Source organism: Fulvimonas soli, assembly GCF_003148905.1.
Lineage (GTDB): Bacteria > Pseudomonadota > Gammaproteobacteria > Xanthomonadales > Rhodanobacteraceae > Fulvimonas > Fulvimonas soli.
On sequence record NZ_QGHC01000006.1, the window covers coordinates 40,286 to 67,041 of the forward strand.

The 26,756-nt window shown below is 67.0% G+C and carries 30 protein-coding genes and 1 tRNA gene; all 31 read left to right on the forward strand.

All coding sequences use genetic code 11. The features are described 5' to 3' along the window. Positions 1–2: 2 nt before the first annotated feature. Complete coding sequence (gene tuf / locus C7456_RS08790) at positions 3–1,193, forward strand: elongation factor Tu (protein ID WP_109723376.1); 1,191 nt, start codon at positions 3–5, stop codon at positions 1,191–1,193. 105 nt (positions 1,194–1,298) lie between these two features. After that, a tRNA-Trp gene (locus C7456_RS08795) sits at positions 1,299–1,374 on the forward strand. 81 nt (positions 1,375–1,455) lie between these two features. Beyond that, positions 1,456–1,845, forward strand: coding sequence for a preprotein translocase subunit SecE (secE, locus tag C7456_RS08800; protein ID WP_109723377.1), 390 nt, complete (start codon positions 1,456–1,458; stop codon positions 1,843–1,845). 10 nt (positions 1,846–1,855) lie between these two features. Next, on the forward strand, positions 1,856–2,416 hold the full coding sequence (nusG, locus tag C7456_RS08805; RefSeq protein ID WP_109723378.1) for a transcription termination/antitermination protein NusG: 561 nt from the start codon (positions 1,856–1,858) through the stop codon (positions 2,414–2,416). A 404-nt stretch (positions 2,417–2,820) separates the two neighbouring features. Continuing rightward, positions 2,821–3,249: a 50S ribosomal protein L11 gene (gene rplK / locus C7456_RS08810; protein WP_109723379.1), complete on the forward strand. Its 429-nt coding sequence runs from the start codon at positions 2,821–2,823 to the stop codon at positions 3,247–3,249. 3 nt (positions 3,250–3,252) lie between these two features. Continuing rightward, positions 3,253–3,960: a 50S ribosomal protein L1 gene (gene rplA, locus C7456_RS08815; protein ID WP_109723380.1), complete on the forward strand. Its 708-nt coding sequence runs from the start codon at positions 3,253–3,255 to the stop codon at positions 3,958–3,960. Between the two features lie 343 nt (positions 3,961–4,303). Further along, positions 4,304–4,828 carry a 50S ribosomal protein L10 gene (gene rplJ, locus C7456_RS08820; protein WP_109723381.1) on the forward strand — a complete coding sequence of 175 codons (525 nt, stop codon included), beginning with the start codon at positions 4,304–4,306 and terminating at the stop codon, positions 4,826–4,828. Positions 4,829–4,875: 47 nt separating this feature from the next. Beyond that, on the forward strand, positions 4,876–5,250 hold the full coding sequence (gene rplL, locus C7456_RS08825; protein WP_109723382.1) for a 50S ribosomal protein L7/L12: 375 nt from the start codon (positions 4,876–4,878) through the stop codon (positions 5,248–5,250). A gap of 231 nt (positions 5,251–5,481) precedes the next feature. Then, a complete protein-coding gene (gene rpoB, locus C7456_RS08830; RefSeq protein WP_109723383.1) occupies positions 5,482–9,642 on the forward strand; it encodes a DNA-directed RNA polymerase subunit beta in 4,161 nt (1,386 codons plus the stop codon). 115 nt (positions 9,643–9,757) lie between these two features. Continuing rightward, on the forward strand, positions 9,758–13,966 hold the full coding sequence (gene rpoC / locus C7456_RS08835) for a DNA-directed RNA polymerase subunit beta' (RefSeq protein WP_109723384.1): 4,209 nt from the start codon (positions 9,758–9,760) through the stop codon (positions 13,964–13,966). 176 nt (positions 13,967–14,142) lie between these two features. Further along, a complete protein-coding gene (gene rpsL / locus C7456_RS08840; RefSeq protein ID WP_049621827.1) occupies positions 14,143–14,517 on the forward strand; it encodes a 30S ribosomal protein S12 in 375 nt (124 codons plus the stop codon). Positions 14,518–14,534: 17 nt separating this feature from the next. Then, positions 14,535–15,002 carry a 30S ribosomal protein S7 gene (rpsG, locus tag C7456_RS08845; protein ID WP_109723385.1) on the forward strand — a complete coding sequence of 156 codons (468 nt, stop codon included), beginning with the start codon at positions 14,535–14,537 and terminating at the stop codon, positions 15,000–15,002. A 135-nt stretch (positions 15,003–15,137) separates the two neighbouring features. Continuing rightward, positions 15,138–17,255 (forward strand): elongation factor G, encoded by a 2,118-nt coding sequence (gene fusA, locus C7456_RS08850; protein WP_109723386.1) that lies wholly within the window; start codon positions 15,138–15,140, stop codon positions 17,253–17,255. Between the two features lie 216 nt (positions 17,256–17,471). Further along, positions 17,472–18,662, forward strand: coding sequence for an elongation factor Tu (gene tuf / locus C7456_RS08855; RefSeq protein ID WP_109723376.1), 1,191 nt, complete (start codon positions 17,472–17,474; stop codon positions 18,660–18,662). 352 nt (positions 18,663–19,014) lie between these two features. Further along, the gene (gene rpsJ / locus C7456_RS08860) at positions 19,015–19,326 is read left to right on the forward strand and encodes a 30S ribosomal protein S10 (protein WP_014402136.1); all 312 of its coding nucleotides are present in this window, start codon (positions 19,015–19,017) and stop codon (positions 19,324–19,326) included. Positions 19,327–19,347: 21 nt separating this feature from the next. After that, the gene (gene rplC / locus C7456_RS08865; protein ID WP_109723387.1) at positions 19,348–19,989 is read left to right on the forward strand and encodes a 50S ribosomal protein L3; all 642 of its coding nucleotides are present in this window, start codon (positions 19,348–19,350) and stop codon (positions 19,987–19,989) included. Between the two features lie 11 nt (positions 19,990–20,000). Beyond that, positions 20,001–20,603: a 50S ribosomal protein L4 gene (gene rplD, locus C7456_RS08870; RefSeq protein WP_109723388.1), complete on the forward strand. Its 603-nt coding sequence runs from the start codon at positions 20,001–20,003 to the stop codon at positions 20,601–20,603. Further along, positions 20,600–20,893 (forward strand): 50S ribosomal protein L23, encoded by a 294-nt coding sequence (gene rplW, locus C7456_RS08875; RefSeq protein WP_109723389.1) that lies wholly within the window; start codon positions 20,600–20,602, stop codon positions 20,891–20,893. Before rplD ends, rplW begins: the two co-directional genes overlap by 4 nt. A gap of 18 nt (positions 20,894–20,911) precedes the next feature. Further along, positions 20,912–21,733, forward strand: a complete 822-nt coding sequence (gene rplB / locus C7456_RS08880; protein ID WP_109723390.1) for a 50S ribosomal protein L2 — start codon at positions 20,912–20,914, stop codon at positions 21,731–21,733. Between the two features lie 12 nt (positions 21,734–21,745). Next, entirely contained in the window at positions 21,746–22,018 is a 273-nt protein-coding gene (gene rpsS / locus C7456_RS08885; protein ID WP_109723391.1) for a 30S ribosomal protein S19, read from the forward strand. Between the two features lies 1 nt (position 22,019). Further along, positions 22,020–22,355, forward strand: coding sequence for a 50S ribosomal protein L22 (gene rplV, locus C7456_RS08890; RefSeq protein WP_109723392.1), 336 nt, complete (start codon positions 22,020–22,022; stop codon positions 22,353–22,355). Positions 22,356–22,369: 14 nt separating this feature from the next. Further along, positions 22,370–23,119 carry a 30S ribosomal protein S3 gene (gene rpsC, locus C7456_RS08895; protein ID WP_109723393.1) on the forward strand — a complete coding sequence of 250 codons (750 nt, stop codon included), beginning with the start codon at positions 22,370–22,372 and terminating at the stop codon, positions 23,117–23,119. Positions 23,120–23,130: 11 nt separating this feature from the next. Further along, positions 23,131–23,544: a 50S ribosomal protein L16 gene (gene rplP, locus C7456_RS08900; protein WP_109723394.1), complete on the forward strand. Its 414-nt coding sequence runs from the start codon at positions 23,131–23,133 to the stop codon at positions 23,542–23,544. A gap of 1 nt (position 23,545) precedes the next feature. After that, positions 23,546–23,731: a 50S ribosomal protein L29 gene (rpmC, locus tag C7456_RS08905; protein WP_109723395.1), complete on the forward strand. Its 186-nt coding sequence runs from the start codon at positions 23,546–23,548 to the stop codon at positions 23,729–23,731. A gap of 12 nt (positions 23,732–23,743) precedes the next feature. After that, positions 23,744–24,004 (forward strand): 30S ribosomal protein S17, encoded by a 261-nt coding sequence (gene rpsQ / locus C7456_RS08910; protein WP_109723396.1) that lies wholly within the window; start codon positions 23,744–23,746, stop codon positions 24,002–24,004. A 14-nt stretch (positions 24,005–24,018) separates the two neighbouring features. Beyond that, positions 24,019–24,387 carry a 50S ribosomal protein L14 gene (gene rplN / locus C7456_RS08915; RefSeq protein WP_017461864.1) on the forward strand — a complete coding sequence of 123 codons (369 nt, stop codon included), beginning with the start codon at positions 24,019–24,021 and terminating at the stop codon, positions 24,385–24,387. Between the two features lie 18 nt (positions 24,388–24,405). After that, positions 24,406–24,720, forward strand: coding sequence for a 50S ribosomal protein L24 (gene rplX, locus C7456_RS08920; protein WP_109723397.1), 315 nt, complete (start codon positions 24,406–24,408; stop codon positions 24,718–24,720). Between the two features lie 11 nt (positions 24,721–24,731). Further along, positions 24,732–25,271 carry a 50S ribosomal protein L5 gene (rplE, locus tag C7456_RS08925; RefSeq protein ID WP_109723398.1) on the forward strand — a complete coding sequence of 180 codons (540 nt, stop codon included), beginning with the start codon at positions 24,732–24,734 and terminating at the stop codon, positions 25,269–25,271. Positions 25,272–25,288: 17 nt separating this feature from the next. After that, positions 25,289–25,594 (forward strand): 30S ribosomal protein S14, encoded by a 306-nt coding sequence (rpsN, locus tag C7456_RS08930; protein ID WP_109723399.1) that lies wholly within the window; start codon positions 25,289–25,291, stop codon positions 25,592–25,594. A 212-nt stretch (positions 25,595–25,806) separates the two neighbouring features. Continuing rightward, positions 25,807–26,202 carry a 30S ribosomal protein S8 gene (gene rpsH, locus C7456_RS08935; RefSeq protein ID WP_109723400.1) on the forward strand — a complete coding sequence of 132 codons (396 nt, stop codon included), beginning with the start codon at positions 25,807–25,809 and terminating at the stop codon, positions 26,200–26,202. Positions 26,203–26,211: 9 nt separating this feature from the next. Next, entirely contained in the window at positions 26,212–26,739 is a 528-nt protein-coding gene (rplF, locus tag C7456_RS08940; RefSeq protein WP_109723401.1) for a 50S ribosomal protein L6, read from the forward strand. The last annotated feature ends 17 nt before the right edge of the window (positions 26,740–26,756 follow it).

A 26,756-nucleotide genomic window follows, 5' to 3' on the forward strand; every position in this document is an offset into this window, starting at 1 on the left:
TCATGGCAAAGGGAAAGTTCGAACGCACCAAGCCGCACGTGAACGTGGGCACGATCGGTCACGTGGACCACGGCAAGACGACGCTGACGGCGGCGCTGACGAAGATCGGGGCCGAGCGTTTCGGCGGTGAGTTCAAGGCGTACGACCAGATCGACGCGGCGCCGGAAGAGAAGGCGCGCGGGATCACGATCTCGACGGCGCACGTGGAGTACGAGTCGCCGACGCGGCACTACGCGCACGTGGACTGCCCGGGCCATGCGGACTACGTGAAGAACATGATCACGGGTGCGGCGCAGATGGACGGTGCGATTCTGGTGGTGTCGGCGGCGGACGGTCCGATGCCGCAGACGCGCGAGCACATTCTGCTGTCGCGGCAGGTGGGCGTGCCGTACATCGTGGTGTTCCTGAACAAGGCGGACATGGTGGACGACGCCGAGCTGCTGGAACTGGTGGAGATGGAGGTGCGCGAGCTGCTCTCCAAGTACGACTTCCCTGGCGACGACACGCCGATCATCAAGGGCTCGGCGCTGAAGGCGCTGGAGGGCGACCAGTCGGAGATCGGCGTGCCGGCGATCATCCAGCTGGTGGATGCGCTGGACACGTACATTCCGGAGCCGCAGCGCGACATCGACAAGCCGTTCCTGATGCCGGTGGAGGACGTGTTCTCGATCTCCGGGCGCGGCACGGTGGTGACCGGACGCGTGGAGCGGGGCATCATCAAGGTCGGCGACGAGATCGAGATCGTGGGCATTCGTCCGACGACGAAGACCACGGTGACGGGCGTGGAGATGTTCCGCAAGCTGCTGGACCAGGGGCAGGCGGGCGACAACGTGGGTCTGCTGCTGCGCGGCACGAAGCGTGACGAGGTGGAGCGTGGCCAGGTGCTGGCCAAGCCGGGCTCGATCACGCCGCACACGGACTTCGAGGCCGAGGTGTACGTGCTGAGCAAGGAGGAGGGCGGTCGCCACACGCCGTTCTTCAAGGGCTACCGGCCGCAGTTCTACTTCCGCACGACGGACGTGACGGGCGCGGTGCAGCTGCCGGAGGGCGTGGAGATGGTGATGCCGGGCGACAACGTGAAGATGGTGGTGTCGCTGATTGCGCCGATTGCGATGGACGAGGGCCTGCGCTTCGCGATCCGCGAGGGCGGCCGCACCGTCGGCGCCGGCGTCGTCGCCAAGATCATCAAGTAAGCAAGCCGGGAGTCGGGAGCGGGGAACAGGGAACCGGAAGCGGCTCGCCCAGCGTGCTACGCTTTCCCCGTTCCCGGTTCTCCATTCCCGATTCCCATTTTTCGTACGCCAGTAGCTCAATTGGCAGAGCAGCGGTCTCCAAAACCGCAGGTTGGGGGTTCGAGTCCCTCCTGGCGTGCCATCTTCCCGAGGAAATCCGTCGGGCACGGATGGCATGATCGGCCGCGCGGCCGGTGATGCCGGCCCGTACCGACCACGGCGCATGAATACCAAGGCAGAACAGTCCAAGGGCGTAGGCGCGGTCGATGTCGTCTTGCTGGTGCTGGCCGCCGCGATCCTGGCGGCGGGCATCGTCGGCTATTCGGTGCTGGGCGCCAGCGGCAACGTGTCGCAATCGGTGCGCCTGCTCGGCGTGCTGGCCGCGCTGGTGGTGTCGCTGGCGATCGCCGCCTTCACCGCCCCCGGCCGCCGCGTGAAGGGTTTCGTGGCCGAGTCGCAGTTCGAATTGCGCAAGGTGGTCTGGCCCACCCGCGACGAGACCCTCAAGACCACGCTCGTCATCATCGCCGTGGTCATCGTCCTGTCGCTGCTGCTGGGGCTGATCGACCTGATCCTGAAGTCGGTCGTGCTCGACTGGCTGCTCAAGCTGTGAGGTTAAGCCCATGAGCAAGCGTTGGTATGTGGTGCACGCCTATTCGGGCTTCGAGAACCAGGTCAAGCGCTCGCTGGTCGAGCGCATCGCCCGCGCCGGCATGGAGGAGAAGTTCGGCGAGGTGCTGGTGCCGACCGAGGAAGTGATCGAGATGCGCGGCGGGCAGAAGCGCCGCAGCGACCGCAAGTTCTTCCCCGGCTACGTGCTGGTGCAGATCGAGACCAACACCGAGGGCAAGGCGCCGCGCATCGACGACGAGTGCTGGCACCTGGTGAAGGAAACCCCGAAGGTGATGGGCTTCATCGGCGGCACCGCCGACCGCCCGCTGCCGATCAAGGACAGCGAGGCCGACGTCATCCTGAGCCGCGTCCGCGAGGGCGTGGAGAAGCCCAAGCCCAAGGTGCTGTTCGAGCCGGGCGAGATGGTCCGCGTCACCGACGGCCCGTTCAACGACTTCAACGGCGTGGTCGAGGAAGTCAACTACGAGAAGAACCGCCTGCGCGTGGCGGTGCTGATCTTCGGCCGCTCCACGCCTGTGGAGCTGGAATTCGGCCAGGTCGAAAAGGCTTGATCCGGCCGAAGTGTTTGAGCGGAGCGGTACCGCATCGCGCGCTCGCTTCCTCCCCCCTCCGGGGAGAGGATTGAGGTGAGGGGCCGGGACTTGCGCAGAGGCTGATTCGAAGCGCCCCCCTGCCTGGTCCGGCGTCATCGCCAGGTTGGCCCCTCATCCGGCCCTTCGGGCCACCCCGGATCGGGTCCGGGGCAGGCTCTTCTCCCCGGCGGGGAGAAGGAAGTACGGCACGGGGCTTGCTTAAAACGTGAGCAGTCTCTAGACTACGCGGTTCACGCTGGGGGTTTGCGCCCGGCGTGCCCGCGTTTTTCGGCGGCCCCCAGGACGGCGGGCCCGTCACGGTCAGGGATCGACGTTCTGCTGCGAGGAGCCGCAAGGCGCTTGCACTCGCGAGGAAAATCCACATGGCAAAGAAAGTCGTCGGTTACATCAAGCTGCAGGTCAAGGCCGGCCAGGCCAACCCGTCGCCGCCGGTCGGCCCGGCGCTGGGCCAGCGCGGCCTGAACATCATGGAGTTCTGCAAGGCGTTCAACGCCGCCACGCAGAAGATGGAGCCGGGCCTGCCGATCCCGGTCATCATCACGGCCTACTCCGACCGCAGCTTCACCTTCGTCACCAAGACCCCGCCGGCCACCGTGCTGATCAAGAAGGTCACCGGCGTCGCCAAGGGCTCGTCCAAGCCGAACACCGACAAGGTCGGCAAGATCACCCGCAAGCAGCTGGAGGACGTCGCCAAGCAGAAGGAGCCGGATCTGACGGCTGCGGATCTTGACGCCGCGGTGCGCACCATCGCCGGTAGCGCGCGCAGCATGGGCCTGGTGGTGGAGGGCTAAGACATGGCGAAGCTCACGAAGCGTATGAAGGCGGCCCAGGCCGCGGTGCAGCCGGGCAAGCTCTACGGCCTGGAAGAGGCCCTGACCATCGTCAAGGCCAACGCCAAGGCGAAGTTCGCCGAGTCCGTGGACGTCGCCGTCCGCCTCGGCATCGACGCGAAGAAGTCCGACCAGGGCGTGCGCGGCTCCTCGCTGCTGCCGCACGGCACCGGCAAGACCGTCAAGGTGGCGGTGTTCTGCCCGGCCGGCGAGAAGGCCGAGGCGGCCAAGGCCGCCGGCGCCGACGCGGTCGGCATGGACGACCTGGCCGAGCGCATGCAGGCCGGCGAGCTCGACTTCGGCCGGGTGATCGCCACGCCGGACGCGATGCGCGTGGTCGGCAAGCTGGGCCAGCTGCTCGGCCCGCGCGGCCTGATGCCGAACCCGAAGGACGGCTCGGTCACCGCCGACGTGGTCACCGCGGTGAAGAACGCCAAGGCCGGCCAGGTGAAGTTCCGCAACGACAAGGCGGGCATCGTCCACGCCAGCATCGGCAAGGTCACCTTCGAGGCGGGCCAGCTCGCCGACAACCTGAACGCGCTGATCGCCGACCTGCTGAAGGCCAAGCCGGCCGCGGCCAAGGGCCAGTACCTGCAGAAGGTCGCGCTGTCCAGCACCATGGGCGTGGGCGTGCCGGTCGATACCTCGACCCTGGTCACCGCGGCCAAGTAAGACGAGTTCAAGCCCCGCGCGGCGGCTGCCGCGCGGGCACGTTTTTGAGGGTAGCCCCGCGCCTTCCGCGGCGGGGCCGCCGTCAAAGACCGCAGGCGCGGCAAGCGCGCGGCGACGGCGGGCAGGGAGCCCGTTCTGGCACGGAATCGCCGTCGACGCCCGCGAAGCCGCTTAATCCGGGTCCCTTGGGGCCCCGCCTGCGCAGATGGTGTCGCCCCTTCTGGATCGTTTCGTTCTGGAAAGGCCACCACCCGGGACGCCCCGCGTCCCCGACGTCAGGGAAGGCGTCGCCCAGGACCGCGAGCGGCAGGAGCCGTGAGCGGAATTCATTTGGAGGAGTGCAATGGCTCTCAATCTGTCCCAGAAGCAAGAAGTCGTCGCCGAGCTGGCAGAGGTTGCCGCGAAGGCGCACTCCTTGGTCGCCGCCGAGTACGCGGGCACCACGGTCGAGCAGATGACCGCGATGCGCAAGAAGGCCCGCGAGTCCGGCGTGTTCCTGAAGGTTGTCAAGAACACGCTGGCCGCGCGCGCCGTGGCCGGTACCGGGTTCGAGGTCGTCAAGGACGCCCTGACCGGTCCGCTGCTGTATGCGTTCTCGACCGAGGAGCCCGGCGCTGCCGGTCGCCTGATCAAGGAATTCGCCAAGACCAACGACAAGCTGAAGGCGAAGGTCGTCTCGGTGGAAGGCAAGCTGCTGCCGCCCGCTCACGTCGACGTGCTGGCCTCGCTGCCGACCCGCGAGCAGGCGCTGGCGATGCTGGCCCGCGTGCTGGCCGAGCCGGCCGCGATGTTCGCCCGCGCCGTCAAGGCGGTGGCCGACAAGCAGGGCGGTGGCGAAGTCGCCGCCGAAGCCCCGGCCGAAGCCTGAAGCCCGACGTCTTTCCGTAACGAATCCATTTCCAGAGGTAGAACACAATGTCCCTGACCAACGAGCAGATCGTCGAGGCCGTCGCTTCGAAGTCCCTGATGGAAGTGATGGACCTGGTGAAGGCCATCGAAGAGAAGTTCGGCGTCTCCGCCGCCGCCCCGGTCGCCGTGGCCGCCGGCCCGGTCGCCGCCGCGGCCGCCGCCGAGGAGCAGACCGAGTTCAACGTGATCCTGGCCGCCGCCGGCGACAAGAAGGTCGAAGTGATCAAGGCCGTCCGCGCGATCACCGGCCTGGGCCTGAAGGAAGCGAAGGACCTCGTCGAGGGTGCTCCGCAGACCGTGAAGGAAGGCGTGTCGAAGGAAGACGCCGAGAAGTTCAAGAAGGACCTGGAAGCCGCCGGCGCCAAGGTCGAACTGAAGTAATTGGCGCCCTTGCGCGCCGTCAGTTTGATCGAGCGTCACGCAAGCCTGGGGGCGTAAGCCCCCGGGCTTTGCCTGCTTACGGCGGGCAGGAATAGGGAATGGAGAATAGGGAATCGTAACCCCGGCGGAGCCTGCCGCCGATTGACGATTCCCTATTCTCGATTCCCTGCATTTTCCCTTTTGCCGGTGTGTGCACCACCGGCGCCACTGCGAACCGAGGCGTCACCGACCATGACCTACTCGTTTACCGAGAAGAAGCGCATCCGCAAGGATTTCGGCAAGCGTCCGCCCGTGCTGGGCGTGCCCAACCTGCTGACGATCCAGACCGACTCCTACCGGGAGTTCCTGCAGGAGCACGTCGCTCCGAAGCAGCGCGAGGACAAGGGTCTGCACGCCGCCCTGAAGTCGGTGTTCCCGATCACGAGCTACTCGGGCAACGCCGCGCTGGAGTACGTGGACTACCGCCTGGGCGAGCCGCCGTTCGACGAGCGCGAGTGCCGCAACCGCGGCATGACCTTCGGCGCGCCGCTGCGCGTGACCGTGCGCCTGGTGATCTACGACAAGGACAGCCCGGCCTCGAAGAAAGCGGTGAAGTACGTCAAGGAGCAGGAGGTCTACATGGGCGAGATCCCGCTCATGACCGACACCGGCACCTTCATCATCAACGGCACCGAGCGCGTGATCGTCTCGCAGCTGCACCGCTCGCCGGGCGTGTTCTTCGACCACGACCGCGGCAAGACGCACAGCTCGGGCAAGCTCTTGTTCTCCGCCCGCGTGATCCCCTACCGCGGCTCCTGGCTGGACTTCGAGTTCGACCCGAAGGACGCGCTGTTCACCCGCATCGACCGCCGCCGCAAGCTGCCGGTGACGGTGCTGCTGCGCGCGCTCGGCTACACCAACGAGGAGATGCTGGCCATCTTCTTCGAGCACAACGTGTTCCACCTGGGCAAGAAGGACAGCGTGACGCTGGAGCTGGTCGCCGAGCGCCTGCGCGGCGAGACGCTCTCCTTCGACCTGACGGTGGGCGGCAAGGTGCTGGTCGAGGCCGGCAAGCGCATCACCGCGCGCCACGTGCGCCAGCTCGCCGCCGAGAACATCACCGCGCTGGAGGTGCCGGCCGACTACCCGGTGGGCCGCATCCTGGCGATCGACGTGGTCGACCCGAAGACCGGCGAGCTGCTGGCCTCGGCCAACGACGAGATCACCGCCGAGCAGCTGGAGAAGTTCCGCAAGGCCGGCATCGAGCGCCTGCCCACGCTGTACGTCAACGACCTCGACCGCGGCGCGTACATCTCGCACACGCTGCGCATCGACAACACGCGCACCCAGCTGGAGGCGCTGGTCGAGATCTACCGCATGATGCGCCCGGGCGAGCCGCCGACCAAGGACGCCGCGCAGAACCTGTTCTACAACCTGTTCTTCACCTTCGACCGCTACGACCTGTCGGCGGTCGGCCGCATGAAGTTCAACCGTCGCGTCGGCCGCAAGGAGATCACCGGCCCGGGCGTGCTGTACGACCGCAAGTACTTCGGCGAGCTCAAGAGCGAGGAGGCGCAGGCGCTGGTGGCCGCGCAGGGCGACCAGTCCGACATCCTCGACGTGCTGAAGGTGCTGATCGACATCAAGAACGGCCACGGCACGGTGGACGACATCGACCACCTGGGCAACCGCCGCGTGCGCTCGGTGGGCGAGATGGCGGAGAACACCTTCCGCATCGGCCTGGTGCGCGTGGAGCGCGCCGTGCGCGAGCGCCTGAGCCTGGCCGAGTCCGAGGGCCTGACCCCGCAGGAGCTGATCAACGCCAAGCCGGTGGCGGCGGCGGTGAAGGAGTTCTTCGGCTCCTCGCAGCTGTCGCAGTTCATGGACCAGAACAACCCGCTGTCCGAAGTGACCCACAAGCGCCGCGTCTCGGCGCTGGGCCCGGGCGGCCTGACCCGCGAGCGCGCCGGCTTCGAGGTGCGCGACGTGCACCCGACCCACTACGGCCGCGTCTGCACCATCGAGACCCCGGAAGGCCCGAACATCGGCCTGATCAACTCGCTGGCCGTGTACGCGCGCACCAACCAGTACGGCTTCCTGGAGACGCCGTACCGCAAGGTGGTGAACGGCAAGGTCACCGACCAGGTGGACTACCTGTCCGCGATCGAGGAGGGCGACCATGTGATCGCCCAGGCGAACTCGCCGCTCAACAAGGACGGCAGCTTCGTCGAGGACTTCGTGTCCTGCCGCTTCCGCGGCGAGTCCGAGCTGCGCCCGGCGTCCGAGGTGGACTACATGGACGTCTCGCCGATGCAGACCGTGTCGGTGGCGGCGGCGCTGGTGCCGTTCCTGGAGCACGACGACGCCAACCGCGCACTGATGGGCGCGAACATGCAGCGCCAGGCCGTGCCGACGCTGCGCTCGCAGACCCCGCTGGTCGGCACCGGCATCGAGCGCGCGGTGGCGCGCGACTCCGGCGTGATCGTCACCGCCAGGCGCGGCGGCGTGATCGACCAGGTCGACGCGGCGCGCATCGTGGTGCGCGTGAACGAGGAGGAGGTCGGCGACAACGACGCCGGCGTCGACATCTACACGCTGACCAAGTACACCCGTTCCAACCAGAACACCAACCTCAACCAGCGCCCGCTGGTGAACGTGGGCGACGTGGTGGCCAAGGGCGACACGCTGGCCGACGGCTCCTCGACCGACCTGGGCGAGCTCGCGCTCGGCCAGAACATGCTGATCGCCTTCATGCCGTGGAACGGCTACAACTTCGAGGACTCGATCCTGCTCTCCGAGCGCGTCGTGCAGGAGGACCGCTACACCTCGATCCACATCGAGGAGCTGGCCTGCGTCGCGCGCGACACCAAGCTGGGCGCCGAGGAGATCACCGCCGACATCCCGAACGTGGGCGAGCAGGCGCTGGCGCGCCTGGACGAGAGCGGCATCGTGTACATCGGCGCCGAGGTGAAGGCGGGAGACATCCTGGTCGGCAAGGTCACGCCCAAGGGCGAGAGCCAGCTGACGCCGGAGGAGAAGCTGCTGCGCGCGATCTTCGGCGAGAAGGCGTCCGACGTGAAGGACAGCTCGCTGCGCGTGCCGCCCGGCATGGACGGCACCGTGATCGACGTGCAGGTGTTCACCCGCGACGGCATCGAGAAGGACAAGCGCGCCCGCCAGATCGAGGAAATGGAGATCAAGCGGATCCGCAAGGACTTCGACGACCAGTTCCGCATCCTCGAGGGCGCGATCTACAACCGCATGCGCGCCCAGCTGGTCGGCAAGGTCGCCAACAGCGGCCCGGGCGGCCTGAAGCGCGGCGCCGAGATCACCGACGCCTACCTGGACGGCCTGAAGAAGGACGACTGGTTCAAGATCAACGTCAAGGACGAGGCGACCGTCGAGTTCCTCGAGCGCGCGGCCGAGCAGGTCAAGCGCCACAAGGAGGAGTTCGACAAGCGCTTCAAGGAGAAGCAGGCCAAGATCACCCAGGGCGACGACCTCGCGCCGGGCGTGCTGAAGATGGTCAAGGTGTTCCTGGCCGTGAAGCGCCGCATCCAGCCGGGCGACAAGATGGCCGGCCGCCACGGCAACAAGGGCGTGGTGTCCAACGTGGTGCCGGTGGAGGACATGCCGTTCATGGCGGACGGCACGGCGATCGACATCGTGCTGAACCCGCTGGGCGTGCCGAGCCGCATGAACATCGGCCAGATCCTGGAGGTGCACCTGGGCTGGGCGGCCAAGGGGCTGGGCAAGAAGATCCAGCAGATGCTGGAGGCCCAGGCCAAGGTCAAGCAGGTCCGCGAGTTCCTCGACCAGATCTACAACCACCACGTCGCCGGCGCGGTGCAGCACGTGGACCTGAAGTCGCTGACCGACGAGGAGATCCTGGCGCTGGCGAAGAACCTGCAGGAAGGCGTGCCGATGGCCACGCCGGTGTTCGACGGCGCCGAGGAGTCCGAGATCAAGGCGATGCTGAAGCTGGCGGGCCTGCCCGAGTCGGGCCAGACCACGCTGTACGACGGCCGCACCGGCGAGGCGTTCGACCGCCCGGTCACCGTGGGCTACATGCACTACCTGAAGCTCAACCACCTGGTCGACGACAAGATGCACGCGCGCTCCACCGGCCCGTACTCGCTGGTCACCCAGCAGCCGCTGGGCGGCAAGGCGCAGTTCGGCGGCCAGCGCTTCGGCGAGATGGAAGTCTGGGCGCTGGAAGCCTACGGCGCGGCCTACACCCTGCAGGAGATGCTGACGGTGAAGTCCGACGACGTGCAGGGCCGCAACCAGATGTACAAGAACATCGTCGACGGCAACCACGAGATGGCGGCGGGCATGCCGGAGTCCTTCAACGTGCTGGTGAAGGAAATCCGCTCGCTCGGCATCGACATCGACCTGGAAGAAATCAAGTGATGGTCGGGGCAGGGACGGGGCGAGGTTCCCCGTGCCCTGTTCCCCGTTCCCCCGACAGGGATTCGCCGGCAAGCGCGGACCCCGACCATGAAATGGCTCCTATCGGAGACTTGCAATGAAAGATTTGCTCAACCTGTTCAACCAGCAGCGCGCCACGCCCGACTTCGACTCGATCAAGATCGCGCTGGCGTCGCCGGAGCTGATCCGTTCCTGGTCGTACGGCGAGGTGAAGAAGCCCGAGACGATCAACTACCGCACCTTCAAGCCGGAGCGCGACGGCCTGTTCTGCGCCGCCATCTTCGGCCCGGTGAAGGACTACGAGTGCCTGTGCGGCAAGTACAAGCGCATGAAGCACCGCGGCGTGGTGTGCGAGAAGTGCGGCACCGAGGTCACCCTGGCCAAGGTGCGCCGCGAGCGCATGGGCCACATCGAGCTGGCCAGCCCGGTCGCGCACATCTGGTTCCTGAAGTCGCTGCCCTCGCGCATCGGCTTGATGCTGGACATGACCCTGCGCGACATCGAGCGCATCCTGTACTTCGAGGCCTTCGTGGTGATCGATCCGGGCCTGACCGCGCTCGAGCGCGGCCAGCTGCTCAGCGAGGACCAGTACCTGGAGGCGGTCGAGGAGCACGGCGACGAGTTCGACGCGCGCATGGGCGCCGAGGCGGTCTACGAGCTGCTCAAGAGCCTGGACCTGCAGGGCGAGGTGGTGCGCCTGAAGGAGGAGATCGCCTCCACCAACTCCGAGACCAAGCTCAAGCGCCTGACCAAGCGCGTCAAGCTGATCGAGGCGTTCCTGGAGTCCGGCAACAAGCCGGAGTGGATGGTGATGACCGTGCTGCCGGTGCTGCCGCCGGACCTGCGCCCGCTGGTCCCGCTGGACGGCGGCCGCTTCGCCACCTCCGACCTCAACGACCTGTACCGCCGCGTCATCAACCGCAACAACCGCCTGAAGCGCCTGCTCGAGCTCAACGCGCCCGACATCATCGTGCGCAACGAGAAGCGCATGCTGCAGGAGTCGGTGGACGCGCTGCTGGACAACGGCCGCCGCGGCCGCGCCATCACCGGCACCAACAAGCGCGCGCTGAAGTCGCTGGCCGACATGATCAAGGGCAAGCAGGGCCGGTTCCGCCAGAACCTGCTCGGCAAGCGCGTGGACTACTCCGGCCGCTCGGTGATCGTGGTCGGCCCGACGCTGCGCCTGCACCAGTGCGGCTTGCCCAAGAAGATGGCACTGGAGCTGTTCAAGCCCTTCATCTTCGCCAAGCTGCAGAGCCGCGGCGAGGCGACCACCATCAAGGCCGCCAAGAAGCTGGTCGAGCGCGAAGAGCCGATGGTGTGGGACATCCTGGAAGAGGTGATCCGCGAGCATCCGGTGCTGCTCAACCGCGCGCCGACCCTGCACCGCCTCGGCATCCAGGCGTTCGAGCCCAAGCTGATCGAGGGCAAGGCGATCCAGCTGCACCCGCTGGTCTGCACCGCCTTCAACGCGGACTTCGACGGCGACCAGATGGCCGTGCACGTGCCGCTGTCGATCGAGGCGCAGCTGGAGGCGCGCGCCCTGATGATGGCGACCAACAACATCCTGTCGCCCGCCAACGGCGAGCCGATCATCGTGCCGACCCAGGACGTGGTGCTGGGCCTGTACTACATGACCCGCGAGCTGGTGAACGCCAAGGGCACCGGCATGGTGTTCTCCGGCATCGGCGAGGTGCGCCGCGCCTACGACAACCGCGTGGCCGAGCTGCACGCCAAGGTGAAGGTGCGCATCAAGCAGGTGCACCTCGCCGAGGACGGCACGCGCCGCACCGAGACCTCGCTGGTCGACACCACCGTGGGCCGCGCGCTGCTGCTGGAGATCATGCCCGAGGGCCTGCCGTTCGAGCTGGCCAACACCGAGCTGACCAAGAAGGCCATCTCGCGCCTGATCAACGCCTGCTACCGCCGCCTGGGCCTGAAGGAGACGGTGATCTTCGCGGACCAGCTGATGTACACCGGCTTCCGCTTCGCCACCCGCGCGGGCATCTCGATCGGCATCGACGACATGATCATCCCGGCCGAGAAGAAGGCGATCCTGGAAGAGGCCGAGAAGGAAGTGGTCGAGATCCAGGAGCAGTACCAGTCGGGCCTGGTCACCGCCGGCGAGCGCTACAACAAGGTGGTCGACATCTGGTCGCGCACCAACGAGCAGGTCGCCAAGGCGATGATCGACGGCATCGGCACCGAGAAGGTGGCCGACGCCGAGGGCAAGACGGTCGCGCAGAAGTCGATGAACTCGCTGTACATCATGGCCGATTCCGGCGCGCGCGGCAGCGTGGCGCAGATCCGCCAGCTGGCCGGCATGCGCGGCCTGATGGCCCGTCCGGACGGCTCGATCATCGAGACGCCGATCAAGGCCAACTTCCGCGAAGGCCTGAACGTGCTGCAGTACTTCAACTCCACCCACGGCGCCCGCAAGGGCCTGGCGGACACGGCGCTGAAGACGGCCAACTCCGGCTACCTGACCCGCCGCCTGGTCGACGTGGCGCAGGACGTGGTGATCACCGAGCAGGACTGCGGCACCGAGGCCGGCCTGACCATGCAGCCGATCGTCGAGGGCGGCGACGTGGTCGAGCCGCTGCGCGACCGCGTGCTGGGCCGCGTGGCGGCCGAGGACGTCTACGCCCCCGGCGACGACGACCAGCCGATCGTCACCCGCAACACCCTGCTGGACGAAGCGCTGGTCGAGAAGCTCGACAAGGCCGGCGTGCAGTCGGTGAAGGTGCGTTCGCCGATCACCTGCGAGGCCCACCACGGCGTGTGCGCGCTGTGCTACGGCCGCGACCTGGCCCGTGGCCACCTGGTCAACATGGGCGAGGCCGTGGGCGTGGTCGCCGCGCAGTCGATCGGCGAGCCGGGCACGCAGCTGACCATGCGGACCTTCCACATCGGCGGCGCGGCCTCGCGCGCGGCCGCGGTGGACAACGTGACGGTGAAGACCACCGGCACGCTGAAGTTCAACAACCTCAAGACCGTGCAGCACGCGCAGGGCCACCTGGTGGCGGTGTCGCGCTCGGGCGAGGTGTCGGTGATCGACGCCAACGGCCGCGAGCGCGAGCGCTACAAGGTGCCCTACGGCGCCACCATCTCGGTCAAGGACGGCGCGCCGGTGAAGGCCGGCCAGACGGTCGCCAACTGGGACCCGCACACCCACCCGATCGTGTCCGAGGTGGCCGGTACCGTGCGCTTCATCGACTTCATCGATGGCGTCACCGTGCAGAGCCAGACCGACGAGCTGACCGGCCTGGAGTCGGCGGTGGTCACCGATCCGAAGCGCCGCGGCACCGCGGCCAAGGACCTGCGCCCGATCGTGCGCCTGGAGGACAGCAAGGGCCGCGAGCTCAAGCTGCCGGGCACCGACGTGCCGGCGCAGTACTTCCTGCCGGCCGGCGCCATCGTGTCGATCCAGAACGGCGCCGAGGTGGGCGTGGGCGACGTGGTGGCCCGCATCCCGCAGGAAACCTCCAAGACCCGCGACATCACCGGCGGCCTGCCGCGCGTGGCCGACCTGTTCGAGGCGCGCAAGCCCAAGGAGCCGGCGATCCTGGCCGAGCGCTCGGGCGTGGTCAGCTTCGGCAAGGACACCAAGGGCAAGCAGCGCCTGATCATCAAGGACTCCGACGGCAACGAGCACGAGGAGCTGATCCCGAAGTGGCGCCAGGTGATCGTGTTCGAGGGCGAGCACGTGGAGAAGGGCGAGACCGTGGTGGACGGCGAGCCCAACCCGCACGACATCCTGCGCCTGCTCGGCGTGGAGCCGCTGGCGGCCTACCTGGTCAAGGAGATCCAGGACGTCTACCGGCTGCAGGGCGTGAAGATCAACGACAAGCACATCGAGGCAATCATTCGCCAGATGCTGCGCAAGGTCGAGATCACCGAGCCGGGCGACAGCCACTACCTGCGCGGCGAGCAGGTCGAGCGCGTGCGCATCAACGAGGAGAACGAGCGCGCGGTCAAGCGCGGCGAGCGTCCGGCCGAGTACCAGTCGGTGCTGCTGGGCATCACCAAGGCCTCGCTGGCCACCGAGTCGTTCATCTCGGCGGCGTCCTTCCAGGAGACCACCCGCGTCCTCACCGAGGCGGCGGTCCGCGGCACCCGCGACACCTTGCGTGGCCTGAAGGAAAATGTTATTGTCGGCCGTCTCATCCCGGCGGGCACGGGTCTGGCGTACCACGCGCAGCGTCGTCGCCAGGGCGGGCTCACCGCCTCGGAGCTGGAGACTCTCTCCGGCTCCTCCTCCGCGGTCACCTTTGCGGAGGCCCCGGCCGGGGTCGATGGCGAGTAGGCCTCCGGGCCCGGCTCGCCGACATACGAAATGAGGCGCAGGGAACGCGCCTCGTGTTCGGGTCAGGGACGGCAGGGCTTCGGCTTGCCTGTGGCGGGCTGCCCATGTTAAATTCCCGCTTCTTGGCAGACCGAGACGTATCGGTCTGCCTTTATGTTTCCCAGGAATAGTTCCGCATGACGACAGTCAACCAGTTGGTGCGCAAGTCCCGCAGCCCGAAGAGCTACAAGAGCGCTTCGCCGGCCCTGCAGAGCAGCCCGCAGCGCCGTGGCGTCTGCACGCGCGTTTACACCACCACCCCGAAGAAGCCGAACTCGGCCCTGCGCAAGGTCGCCAAGGTGCGCCTGACCAACGGCTACGAGGTCATCAGCTACATCGGCGGCGAAGGCCACAACCTGCAGGAGCACTCGGTGGTGCTGATCCGCGGCGGCCGCGTCAAGGACCTGCCGGGCGTGCGCTACCACACCGTGCGCGGCAGCCTCGACTGCGCCGGCGTCGCCAAGCGCCGCCAGGCCCGCTCCAAGTACGGCGCCAAGCGCCCGAAGTCCTGATCCCTAGGAAATAACTCATGTCGCGTAAAGGTTCCCATCCCGCCCGCCTGGTGCTGCCCGATCCCAAGCACGGCAGCCAGCTGATCGCCCGCTTCATCAACATGGTGATGAAGAGCGGCAAGAAGTCCGTCGCCGAGGGCATCGTCTACGGCGCGCTCGAGCACCTGGGCGAGAAGAACGCCGAGCCGGTCGCCCTGGTCGAGAAGGCCCTGGGCAACGTCGCCCCAGCCGTCGAGGTGAAGTCCCGCCGCGTCGGCGGCGCCACCTACCAGGTGCCGGTGGAAGTGCGTCCCGGCCGCCGCATGGCGCTGGCGATGCGCTGGGTGATCGAGGCCGCCCGCAAGCGCGGCGAGACCTCGATGCCGCGCAAGCTGGCCGCCGAGCTGCTGGAGGCCTCCGAGAACCGCGGCGGCGCGATCAAGAAGCGCGAAGAGACCCACCGCATGGCGGAGGCCAACAAGGCCTTCTCGCACTACCGCTGGTAAGAGAGTTCCCGTGCCGCCCCTGCCGGGGCGGCGAGGACGTTCCCCGCCATCCCGCATGGCGGGTTATTTCATGAAAAGCGCGGCCCGGACGGCTGCTCAGGATCAGGGCAGGCAGCCCGGAACAGGTAAACACCCATGGCACGCACCACTCCCATCGAGCGCTACCGCAACTTCGGCATCATGGCCCACATCGATGCCGGCAAGACCACCACCACGGAGCGCATCCTGTTCTACACCGGCGTCAGCCACAAGATCGGCGAAGTGCACGACGGCGCGGCGACGATGGACTGGATGGAGCAGGAGCAGGAGCGCGGCATCACCATCACCTCGGCGGCGACCACGGCGTTCTGGAAGGGCATGGACCGTTCCATGCCGGAGCACCGCTTCAACATCATCGACACCCCGGGGCACGTGGACTTCACCATCGAGGTGGAGCGCAGCCTGCGCGTGCTCGACGGCGCGGTGTTCGTGCTGTGCGCCGTGGGCGGCGTGCAGCCGCAGTCCGAGACGGTGTGGCGCCAGGCCAACAAGTACAACGTGCCGCGCCTCGCGTTCGTCAACAAGATGGACCGCACCGGCGCCAACTTCTACAAGGTCATCGACCAGCTGAAGTCGCGCCTGGGCGCGCACCCGGTGCCGATGCAGGTGCCGATCGGCGCCGAGGACAACTTCGAGGGCGTGGTCGACCTGCTCAAGATGAAGTCGATCATCTGGGACATGGAATCCCAGGGCATGAAGTTCGAGTACCGCGACATCCCGGCCAACCTCAAGGAGAAGGCCGAGGAGGCGCGCAGCTTCATGGTCGAGTCGGCCGCCGAGGCGTCCGAGGAGCTGATGAACAAGTACCTCGAGGAGGGCGACCTCTCCGAGGCCGAGATCATCGCCGGCCTGCGTCAGCGCACGCTCGCGAGCGAGATCATCCCGGTCTACTGCGGCACCGCGTTCAAGAACAAGGGCGTCCAGGCGATGCTCGACGCGGTGATCAACCTGCTGCCGTCGCCCGCCGACCGCCCGCCGGTGGCCGGCGTCGACGAGAACGACAAGGAGGCCACCCGCAAGGCCGACGACAACGCGCCGTTCTCCGCGCTCGCGTTCAAGATCATGACCGACCCGTTCGTCGGCTCGCTGACCTTCTTCCGCGTCTACTCGGGCACGCTCAACGCCGGCGACCAGGTCTACAACCCGGTCAAGTCCCGCAAGGAGCGCATCGGCCGCATCCTGCAGATGCACGCGAACGAGCGCCAGGAGATCAAGGAAGTGCGCGCCGGCGACATCGCCGCGGCCGTGGGCCTGAAGGACGTCACCACCGGCGACACGCTGTGCGCGCAGGACCACGTGATCACCCTGGAGCGCATGACGTTCCCGGAGCCGGTGATCTCGATGGCGGTGGAACCGAAGACCAAGTCGGACCAGGAGAAGATGGGCGTCGCGCTGAGCCGCCTGGCCGCGGAGGACCCGTCCTTCCGCGTGCGCACCGACGAGGAGTCGGGCCAGACCATCATCTCCGGCATGGGCGAGCTGCACCTGGACATCATCGTCGACCGCATGAAGCGCGAGTTCGGCGTCGAGGCCAACGTCGGCAAGCCGCAGGTGGCCTACCGCGAGACGATCCGCAAGAGCGACGTCAAGTCGGACTACAAGCACGCCAAGCAGTCGGGCGGCAAGGGCCAGTACGGTCACGTGGTGATCGAGCTGTCGCCGATGACGGAAGAGGACAAGAAGAACCCGGACACCAAGGACGATTTCCTGTTCATCAACGAGATCACCGGTGGCGTGATCCCGAAGGAATTCATCCCGTCGGTCGAGAAGGGCCTGCGCGAGACCATCACGGGCGGTCCGCTGGCCGGCTTCCCGGTGGTGGGCGTGAAGGTCAAGCTGGTGTTCGGCTCCTACCACGACGTGGACTCGTCCGAAATGGCGTTCAAGCTCGCCGCGTCGATGGCCTTCAAGGAAGGCTTCCGCAAGGCCGATCCGGTCCTGCTCGAGCCGATCATGAAGGTCGAGGTGGTGACGCCCGAGGAGTACGTCGGCGACGTGATGGGCGACCTGAGCCGCCGCCGCGGCCTGCTGCAGGGCCAGGACGACACGCCGTCGGGCAAGACCATCAACGCGATGGTGCCGCTGGGCGAGATGTTCGGCTACGCCACCACCATTCGCTCGCTGACCCAGGGTCGCGCCACCTTCACGATGGAGTTCGACCACTACGCGGAAGCGCCGACCAACATCGCCGAGCAGGTGATGAAGAAGGCCTGATTCTTGCGATCATCCTTAGATCGCAAGAATCAAGAAGCGGCCATCCATGGCCGCGTGCATGGTTGGTGCGATCATCCGTGATCGCAAAAGAAGATCAAAAAGCGGCCATCCATGGCCGCACTCTTAAAGTAAGGCAGTGCGATCCCAGTGGTCGCGTAATTGAAAAGACGCGGCCGAGCCGCACTGACGAATAGTTCTATCTAGAGGTCTCAAGTCATGGCAAAGGGAAAGTTCGAACGCACCAAGCCGCACGTGAACGTGGGCACGATCGGTCACGTGGACCACGGCAAGACGACGCTGACGGCGGCGCTGACGAAGATCGGGGCCGAGCGTTTCGGCGGTGAGTTCAAGGCGTACGACCAGATCGACGCGGCGCCGGAAGAGAAGGCGCGCGGGATCACGATCTCGACGGCGCACGTGGAGTACGAGTCGCCGACGCGGCACTACGCGCACGTGGACTGCCCGGGCCATGCGGACTACGTGAAGAACATGATCACGGGTGCGGCGCAGATGGACGGTGCGATTCTGGTGGTGTCGGCGGCGGACGGTCCGATGCCGCAGACGCGCGAGCACATTCTGCTGTCGCGGCAGGTGGGCGTGCCGTACATCGTGGTGTTCCTGAACAAGGCGGACATGGTGGACGACGCCGAGCTGCTGGAACTGGTGGAGATGGAGGTGCGCGAGCTGCTCTCCAAGTACGACTTCCCTGGCGACGACACGCCGATCATCAAGGGCTCGGCGCTGAAGGCGCTGGAGGGCGACCAGTCGGAGATCGGCGTGCCGGCGATCATCCAGCTGGTGGATGCGCTGGACACGTACATTCCGGAGCCGCAGCGCGACATCGACAAGCCGTTCCTGATGCCGGTGGAGGACGTGTTCTCGATCTCCGGGCGCGGCACGGTGGTGACCGGACGCGTGGAGCGGGGCATCATCAAGGTCGGCGACGAGATCGAGATCGTGGGCATTCGTCCGACGACGAAGACCACGGTGACGGGCGTGGAGATGTTCCGCAAGCTGCTGGACCAGGGGCAGGCGGGCGACAACGTGGGTCTGCTGCTGCGCGGCACGAAGCGTGACGAGGTGGAGCGTGGCCAGGTGCTGGCCAAGCCGGGCTCGATCACGCCGCACACGGACTTCGAGGCCGAGGTGTACGTGCTGAGCAAGGAGGAGGGCGGTCGCCACACGCCGTTCTTCAAGGGCTACCGGCCGCAGTTCTACTTCCGCACGACGGACGTGACGGGTGCGGTGCAGCTGCCGGAGGGCGTGGAGATGGTGATGCCGGGCGACAACGTGAAGATGGTGGTGTCGCTGATTGCGCCGATTGCGATGGACGAGGGCCTGCGCTTCGCGATCCGCGAGGGCGGCCGCACCGTCGGCGCCGGCGTCGTCGCCAAGATCATCAAGTAAGCGGACCGGCGAAGCCGTCCCCGCGGCGGCTTCGCCGGAGGCTTGTTCACGGCAAGTGAATAGGCTATAGTTGACAAGTTGCCCTGCCGGATCAGGTTCCGGCACGGGCCTCACCGCGAAATGAGGCGCAGGGAGCGCTTCGAGTTCGCATCCAGGGATGGTTCGCCGGAATTCCGGTTCGTTCCGGGCTTTCCGACGCTGGTTTCAATGCCTGGGCAGGCCGATTTGCGGCCTGCCCGGCGTTTTGGAGTCTCCGGGGGCGGTTCGCCCCGAGGCGTTTCAGGGTTGTGCGGCGCGGCGAGAAGCCCTGCCGGATCACAGAAATCGTTCTTTCGATAACAGGACACGGTTTATGGCGAACCAGAAGATTCGCATTCGGCTCAAGGCGTTCGATCATCGCCTGATCGACCGTTCGGCCAGCGAGATCGTCGAGACGGCCAAGCGCACCGGCGCCACGGTGCTCGGCCCGATCCCGCTCCCGACCAAGATCGAGCGCTACACCATCCTGGTGTCGCCTCACGTCGACAAGGACGCGCGCGACCAGTACGAGACCCGTACCCACAAGCGCGTGCTCGACATCGTCGACCCCAACGACAAGACCGTGGACGCGCTCATGAAGCTCGATCTCGCCGCCGGCGTGGACGTGCAGATCAAGCTGGGCTGAGCGTAGAGACAGGATACGAAGATGAGCATCGGACTGGTTGGCCGCAAGTGCGGCATGAGCCGGCTCTTCACCGAAGACGGGCGCTCGATCCCGGTGACGCTGATCGAGGCGACGCCGAACCGCGTGACCCAGGTGAAGACGGAAGACAACGACGGCTACAGCGCCGTGCAGGTCACGGTGGGCGCCAAGCGCGCCAGCCTGCTGACGCAGCCGCTGAAGGGCCATTACGCCAAGGCCAAGGTGGAGCCGGGTCGCGGCCTGTGGGAGTTCCGCGTGGACGCCGCCGAGGCGGGCAAGTACGCCGTGGGCGCCGAGATCAAGGCCGAGGAAGTGTTCCAGGTCGGCCAGATCGTCGACGTGGCCGGCGTGTCCAAGGGCAAGGGCTTCCAGGGCACCATCAAGCGCCACAACTTCACCATGGGCGACGCCACGCACGGCAACTCGCTGTCGCACCGCGCGCCGGGCTCGATCGGCCAGCGCCAGACGCCGGGCCGCGTGTTCCCGGGCAAGCGCATGGCCGGCCACATGGGCGCGGTGAACCGCACCCAGCAGGGCCTGGAAGTGGTCAAGGTCGACGCCGAGCGCCACCTGATCGCGGTGAAGGGCGCGGTGCCGGGCGCCACCGGCGGCGACGTCGTGATCCGTCCGACCACCAAGGGTTGAGGAGAGACGCCATGGAACTGAATGTCATTGGCGCCAAGCCGCTCAGCGTGTCGGACGAGGTGTTCGGCGCCGAGTTCAAGCAGGCCCTGGTCCACCAGGTGGTCGTGGCCTACCAGGCCGGCGGCCGCGCCGGTACCAAGGCGCAGCTGTCCCGCGGCGAGCTGTCGGGCACCACCAAGAAGTTCAAGAAGCAGAAGGGCGGCGGCGCCCGCCACGGCGACTACCGCGCCCCGATCTTCGTGGGCGGCGGCGTCACCTTCGCGGCCAAGCCCCGCAGCTACGAGCAGAAGGTCAACCGCAAGGCCTACCGCGTGGCGATCCGCTCGATCCTTGCCGAGCTGAACCGCCAGGGCCGCCTGAAGGTGGTCGAGGGCTTCGGCATCGAGGAGCCCAAGACCAAGGCCATGGTCGCCAAGCTGGCCGAGCTGCAGGTGTCGGGCCGCGTGCTGCTGGTGTCCGAGGACGCCTCCGAGGCGCTGTTCCTGGCCGCGCGCAACATCCCGTACCTGCATGTGCTGGACGTGCTGGCGCTGAACCCGGTCGCCCTGGTGGGCTCCGACTACGTCGTGGCGACCACCGAGGCGATCAAGAAGATCGAGGAGTGGCTGGCATGAGCAACGAACGCATCCTGAACACGCTGCGCGCGCCGTACATCTCCGAGAAGGCGGCCCGTCTCGCCGAGGGCAACCAGTACGTATTCGTGGTCGCCCCCGAGGCGACCAAGGCCGACGTCCGCGCGGCGGTGGAGCAGCTGTTCGACGTCAAGGTCGAGCAGGTGAACCTCGTCAACGCCAAGGGCAAGGTCAAGTCCTTCCGCTTCCGCGCGGGCAGCCGCCAGGGCAAGCGCAAGGCCTACGTCCGCCTTGCCGAAGGCCAGACCATCGACGTGGCGGCCAAGGCCTGAGCCAGGAGTTGAATTGAGATGGCACTGATCACCCACAAGCCGACCTCCGCCGGGCGCCGCGACGCGGTGAGCGTCCGCACCGAGGGGCTGCACAAGGGCGCGCCCTACGCGGCGTTGACCGAGGCGCAGTCGAAGACCGGCGGCCGCAACCACTTCGGCCGCATCACCACCCGCCACCGCGGCGGCGGTCACAAGCAGCACTACCGCATCATCGACTTCAAGCGCGACAAGGAAGGCATCGCCGCCCGCGTCGAGCGCCTGGAGTACGACCCGAACCGCACCGCGCACATCGCGCTGCTGTGCTACGCCGACGGCGAGCGCCGCTACATCATCGCGCCGGCCGGCGTGGCGGTGGGCGACCGCGTGGTCTCCGGCCACGACGCGCCGATCAAGGTGGGCAACAGCCTGCCGCTGCGCAACATCCCGGTGGGTTCCACCGTGCACTGCGTGGAGATGAAGCCGGGCAAGGGCGCGCAGATCGCCCGCTCGGCCGGCGCCTCGGTGCAGCTGATCGCCCGCGAGTCCGGCTACGCCACCCTGCGCCTGCGCTCCGGCGAGATGCGCAAGGTACCGGTGGACTGCCGCGCCACCATCGGCGAGGTCGGCAACAGCGAGCACAGCCTGAAGAAGCTCGGCAAGGCCGGCGCCAAGCGCTGGCAGGGCATCCGCCCGACCGTCCGCGGCGTGGCGATGAACCCGGTCGACCATCCGCACGGCGGCGGCGAGGGCCGCACCTCCGGCGGCCGCCACCCGGTCAGCCCGTGGGGCACGCCGACCAAGGGCTACAAGACCCGCAACAACAAGCGCACGCAGCAGTTCATCGTGCGCCGCCGCAAGTAACAGGAAACCGTCATGCCGCGTTCTCTCAAGAAAGGTCCGTTCGTCGACCTTCATCTGCTGAAGAAGGTGGAAACCGCGGTTTCCACCAACAACAAGCGCCCGATCAAGACCTGGTCGCGCCGCTCGATGATCCTGCCGGAGATGGTGGGCCTCACCATCGCCATCCACAACGGTCGCCAGCACGTGCCGGTGCTCGTCAACGAGAACATGGTCGGGCACAAGCTCGGCGAGTTCGCGGTGACCCGCACCTTCAAGGGCCACGGCGGCGACAAGAAGGGCAAGTAAGATGAGCACCGAAGCCAAAGCGATCCTGCGCGGCGCCCGCATCTCGGCGCAGAAGGCACGCCTGGTGGCTGACCTGGTCCGCGGCATGCCCGTGGGCCGCGCCAGCGACGTGCTCGCTTTCACCAACAAGAAGGCCGCGCACCTGGTCCGCAAGGTGCTGCTGTCGGCCGTCGCCAACGCCGAGAACAACCTCGGCGCCGACGTCGACGAGCTGAAGGTCGCGCGCATCTTCGTGGACGAGGGCCCGGCGATGAAGCGCATGTACGCCCGCGCCAAGGGTCGCGGCTCGCGCATCCTGAAGCGCACCAGCCACATCACCGTGGTCGTTGGCGAGTAAGAGGACAGCAGACGATGGGTCATAAAGTTCATCCCACCGGTATCCGCCTCGGCATCGCCAAGGACTGGAACTCGAAGTGGTACGCCAACAAGGGCGAGTACGCCCAGTACCTCGCGGCCGACCTCAAGGTCCGCGAGATGCTGCGCAAGAAGCTGGCCGCCGCCGGCATCTCGAAGATCCAGATCGAGCGCCCGGCCAAGACCGCGCGCGTGACGATCCACACCGCCCGCCCGGGCGTGGTGATCGGCAAGAAGGGCGAGGACATCGAGAAGCTGCGCAAGGAAGTGTCCGACCTGATGGGCGTCCCGGCGCACATCAACGTCAGCGAGGTGCGCAAGCCCGAGCTCGACGCGCAGCTGGTGGCCGAGTCGATCGCGCAGCAGCTGGAGCGCCGCATCATGTTCCGCCGCGCGATGAAGCGCGCGGTCGGCAACGCGATGCGCCTGGGCGCGCTGGGCATCAAGATCAACGTGTCCGGCCGCCTGAACGGCGCCGAGATCGCGCGCTCCGAGTGGAGCCGCGAGGGCCGCGTGCCGCTGCACACCCTGCGCGCCGACATCGACTACGGCGTGGCCGAGGCCCGTACCACCTACGGCGTGATCGGCATCAAGGTGTGGATCTACAAGGGCGAGATCTTCGACCTGGCGCAAGCCGGCCAGGAGTCGAAGGAAGAGCAGCCGTCGCAGCCGCGCCGCGAAGGCGGCGAGGGCCGGCGCGAAGGCCGCCGTGACGGCGAAGGCCGTCGCGAGCGGGCGGCGAAGTAAGGAGAGTTGCCATGCTGCAACCCAAGCGAACCAAATTCCGCAAGCAGTTCAAGGGCCGCAACGAAGGCCTGGCTTTCAACTCCAACCTCGTCAGCTTCGGCGAGTACGGCCTGAAGGCGACCACCCACGGCGCGCTCACCGCGCGCCAGATCGAGGCGGCGCGCCGCTGCATCACCCGCTTCGTGAAGCGCGGCGGCAAGCTGTGGATCCGCGTGTTCCCGGACAAGCCGATCACCAAGAAGCCGATCGAGGTCCGCATGGGCGCGGGCAAGGGCGGCGTCGAGTACTGGGTCGCGCCGATCCAGCCGGGCCGCATGCTGTACGAAATCGAGGGCGTCGACGAAGCCACGGCGCGCGAGGCGTTCCGCCTGGCCGCCGCCAAGCTCTCGGTGCAGACCCAGTTCGTGACCCGGGCGGTGATGTGACATGGCCATCAAAGATCTGACCACCAAGTCGGCCGAAGAGCTGAAGCAGCACCTGCTGGACCTGCGCAAGGAGCAGTTCAACCTGCGCATGCAGAAGGGCACCGGCCAGCTCAGCCAGCCGCACCAGCTGCGCCGCGTGCGGCGCGACATCGCCCGCACGAAGTTCGTGCTCGGCGGCAAGAAGTAAGGGACGGCCGACATGAGCGACAACAACAAGCAGGCGCGCACCCTCGAGGGCCGCGTCATCAGCAACAAGATGGACAAGACGGTCACCGTGCTGATCGAGCGCCAGGTGCAGCATCCGCTGCTGGGCAAGATCGTGCGCCGTTCCACCAAGCTCCACGCGCAGGACGACATCGGCGCGAACGAGGGCGACGTGGTGCGCATCGCGGAGTGCCGTCCGCTGTCCAAGACCAAGCATCACCGCGTGGTCGAAATCGTCACGCGCGCGAACGTCTAAGGGAGGGTGCAGACATGATCCAGATGCAAAGCACGCTCTCGGCCGCCGACAACAGCGGCGCGAAGGAACTGATGTGCATCAAGGTGCTCGGCGGCTCCAAGCGCCGCTACGCCGCGATCGGTGACGTGATCAAGGTCACCGTGAAGGATGCCATCCCGCGCGGCAAGGTGAAGAAGGGCGAGGTGTACAACGCCGTGGTGGTGCGCACCGCCAAGGGCGTGCGCCGCCCGGACGGCTCGCTGATCCGTTTCGACGGCAATGCGGCCGTGCTCCTCAACAACAAGCTCGAGCCGATCGGCACCCGCATCTTCGGGCCGGTCACGCGCGAGCTGCGCGGCGAGAAGTTCATGAAGATCGTCTCCCTCGCGCCCGAAGTGCTCTGAAAGCGGAGACTTGAAGCCATGAACCGTATCCGCAAGGGCGATCAGGTCATCGTGATCGCCGGCAAGAACAAGGGTCAGCGCGGCGACGTGCTGCGCGTGGACGGCGACCGCGTGGTCGTCTCCAACGTGAACCTGGTCAAGCGCCACACCAAGCCGAATCCGCAGGCCAACCAGCCCGGCGGCATCGTCGAGCGCGAGGCCTCGATCCATATCTCCAACGTGCAGCTGTTCAACCCCGCCACGGGCAAGGGTGAACGCGTTGGCGCCAAGACGCTCTCCGATGGGCGCAAGGTGCGCGTGTTCCGCTCCTCTGGCGAGGTCGTGGACGCGTAAGGAACACAGTCATGACGCGCCTTGAAAAGATTTACAAAGAGCAGGTAGTCCCGAAGCTCACCGAGCGCTTCGGCTACACCAACGTGATGCAGGTTCCCCGCATCACCAAGATCACGCTGAACATGGGCGTGGGCGAAGCCGCGGGCAACAAGAAGGTGCTCGAGAACGCCGTGGCCGACATGGCCAAGATCGCCGGCCAGAAGCCGGTCACGACCAAGGCGCGCGTCTCCGTGGCCTCGTTCAAGATCCGCGACGGCTGGCCGATCGGCTGCAAGGTCACCCTGCGCCGCGCCAACATGTGGGAGTTCCTGGACCGCCTGATCAACATCTCGCTGCCCCGCGTGCGCGACTTCCGCGGCGTGTCGGGCCGCGCCTTCGACGGCCGGGGCAACTACAACTTCGGCATCAAGGAACAGATCATCTTCCCGGAGATCGACTTCGACGCGATCGACGCGATGCGTGGCATGGACATCTCCATCACCACCACCGCCAAGACCGACGAAGAAGCCAAGGCGCTGCTGGAAGCCTTCAGCTTCCCGTTCCGCAACTGAGAGCCGCGAGAGAATCCATGGCCAAGACCTCGATGATTAACCGCGACCTGAAGCGGACCAAGCTCGTCAAGAAGTACGCCGCCAAGCGCGCCGAACTGAAGGCGATCGTGCTGAGCCCCACCGCCTCCTACGACGAGAAGATGGAGGCCCAGGGCAAGCTGCAGAAGCTGCCGCGCGACGCCAGCCCGGTGCGCCAGCGCAACCGCTGCGAGCTGTCCGGCCGTCCGCGCGGCGTGTACCGCAAGTTCGGCCTGGGCCGCAACAAGCTGCGCGAGGCGACCATGCGCGGCGACGTGCCGGGCCTGCGCAAGGCCAGCTGGTAAGCGACCCGACCTCGCCGGGCGGGCCGGTCCCGCCCGGACGGATTTCCGGCGGCGGACCCGCCGCCGACGATCGCCCGCGCCGATGTTCGCCATGGGCCGGAAAAGCTGCTATAGTCGTCTGTCTGCGCAACGCAGGCCGGCTGCCACGGCGGCTCACAATCTAGATTGATCTCCGGTTTATCGGATATCGGTGCACTCTGAAGGATGTATTCATGAGCATGACTGATCCCATCGCCGACATGTTCACGCGTATCCGCAATGCCCAGCTCACGGGCAAGCAGACCGTAAGCATGCCGTCGTCCAAGCTGAAGTTGGCGATCGCCAACCTCCTCAAGAACGAAGGCTACGTTCTCGACGTCAAGACCTCCACCGCGGAGGGCAAGCCGGTGCTCGAGATCAAGCTGAAGTATTTCGAAGGCCGCCCGGCCATCGAGAGCATCTCCCGCGTGTCCCGCTCGGGCCTGCGCGTCTACCGCGGCAAGGACCAGCTGCCGAAGGTGCTCGGCGGCATGGGCATCTCGATCATCTCGACTTCCGCCGGCCTGCTGACCGACGCCCAGGCGCGCGCCAGGGGCATCGGCGGCGAAGTCATCGGCCAGGTGGCGTAAGGAGTCCCCATGTCCCGCGTTGCTAAGAAACCGATCTCCCTGCCCAAGGGCGTGGAAATCAAGGTCGCCGAGGAAGCCATCTCCGTGAAGGGCCCGAAGGGCACGCTGTCGATCCATGCCCTGCCGGGCGTGTCGGTCGCGGTGGACAACGGCGTGGCGAACATCACCGTGGCCGAGGGCGCCGACGACAAGTTCGGCGGCACCGCGCGCGCGCTGCTGGCCAACCTGGTCAAGGGCGTGTCCGAGGGCTACGAGCGCAAGCTGGAGCTGGTCGGCGTGGGTTACCGCGCATCGATGGCCGGCAAGGCGCTGAACCTGAGCCTGGGCTTCTCGCACCCGGTGGTGTTCGAGGCCCCGGAAGGCATCACCCTGGAGACGCCGTCGCAGACCGAGATCCTGGTCAAGGGCTCGGACAAGCAGCGCGTCGGCGAAGTGGCCGCGAAGATCCGCGGCTTCCGCCCGCCGGAGCCCTACAAGGGCAAGGGCGTGCGCTATGCCGGCGAGAAGATCACCCTGAAGGAAGCCAAGAAGGCCTGATGCGGGTCCCTCCGCGA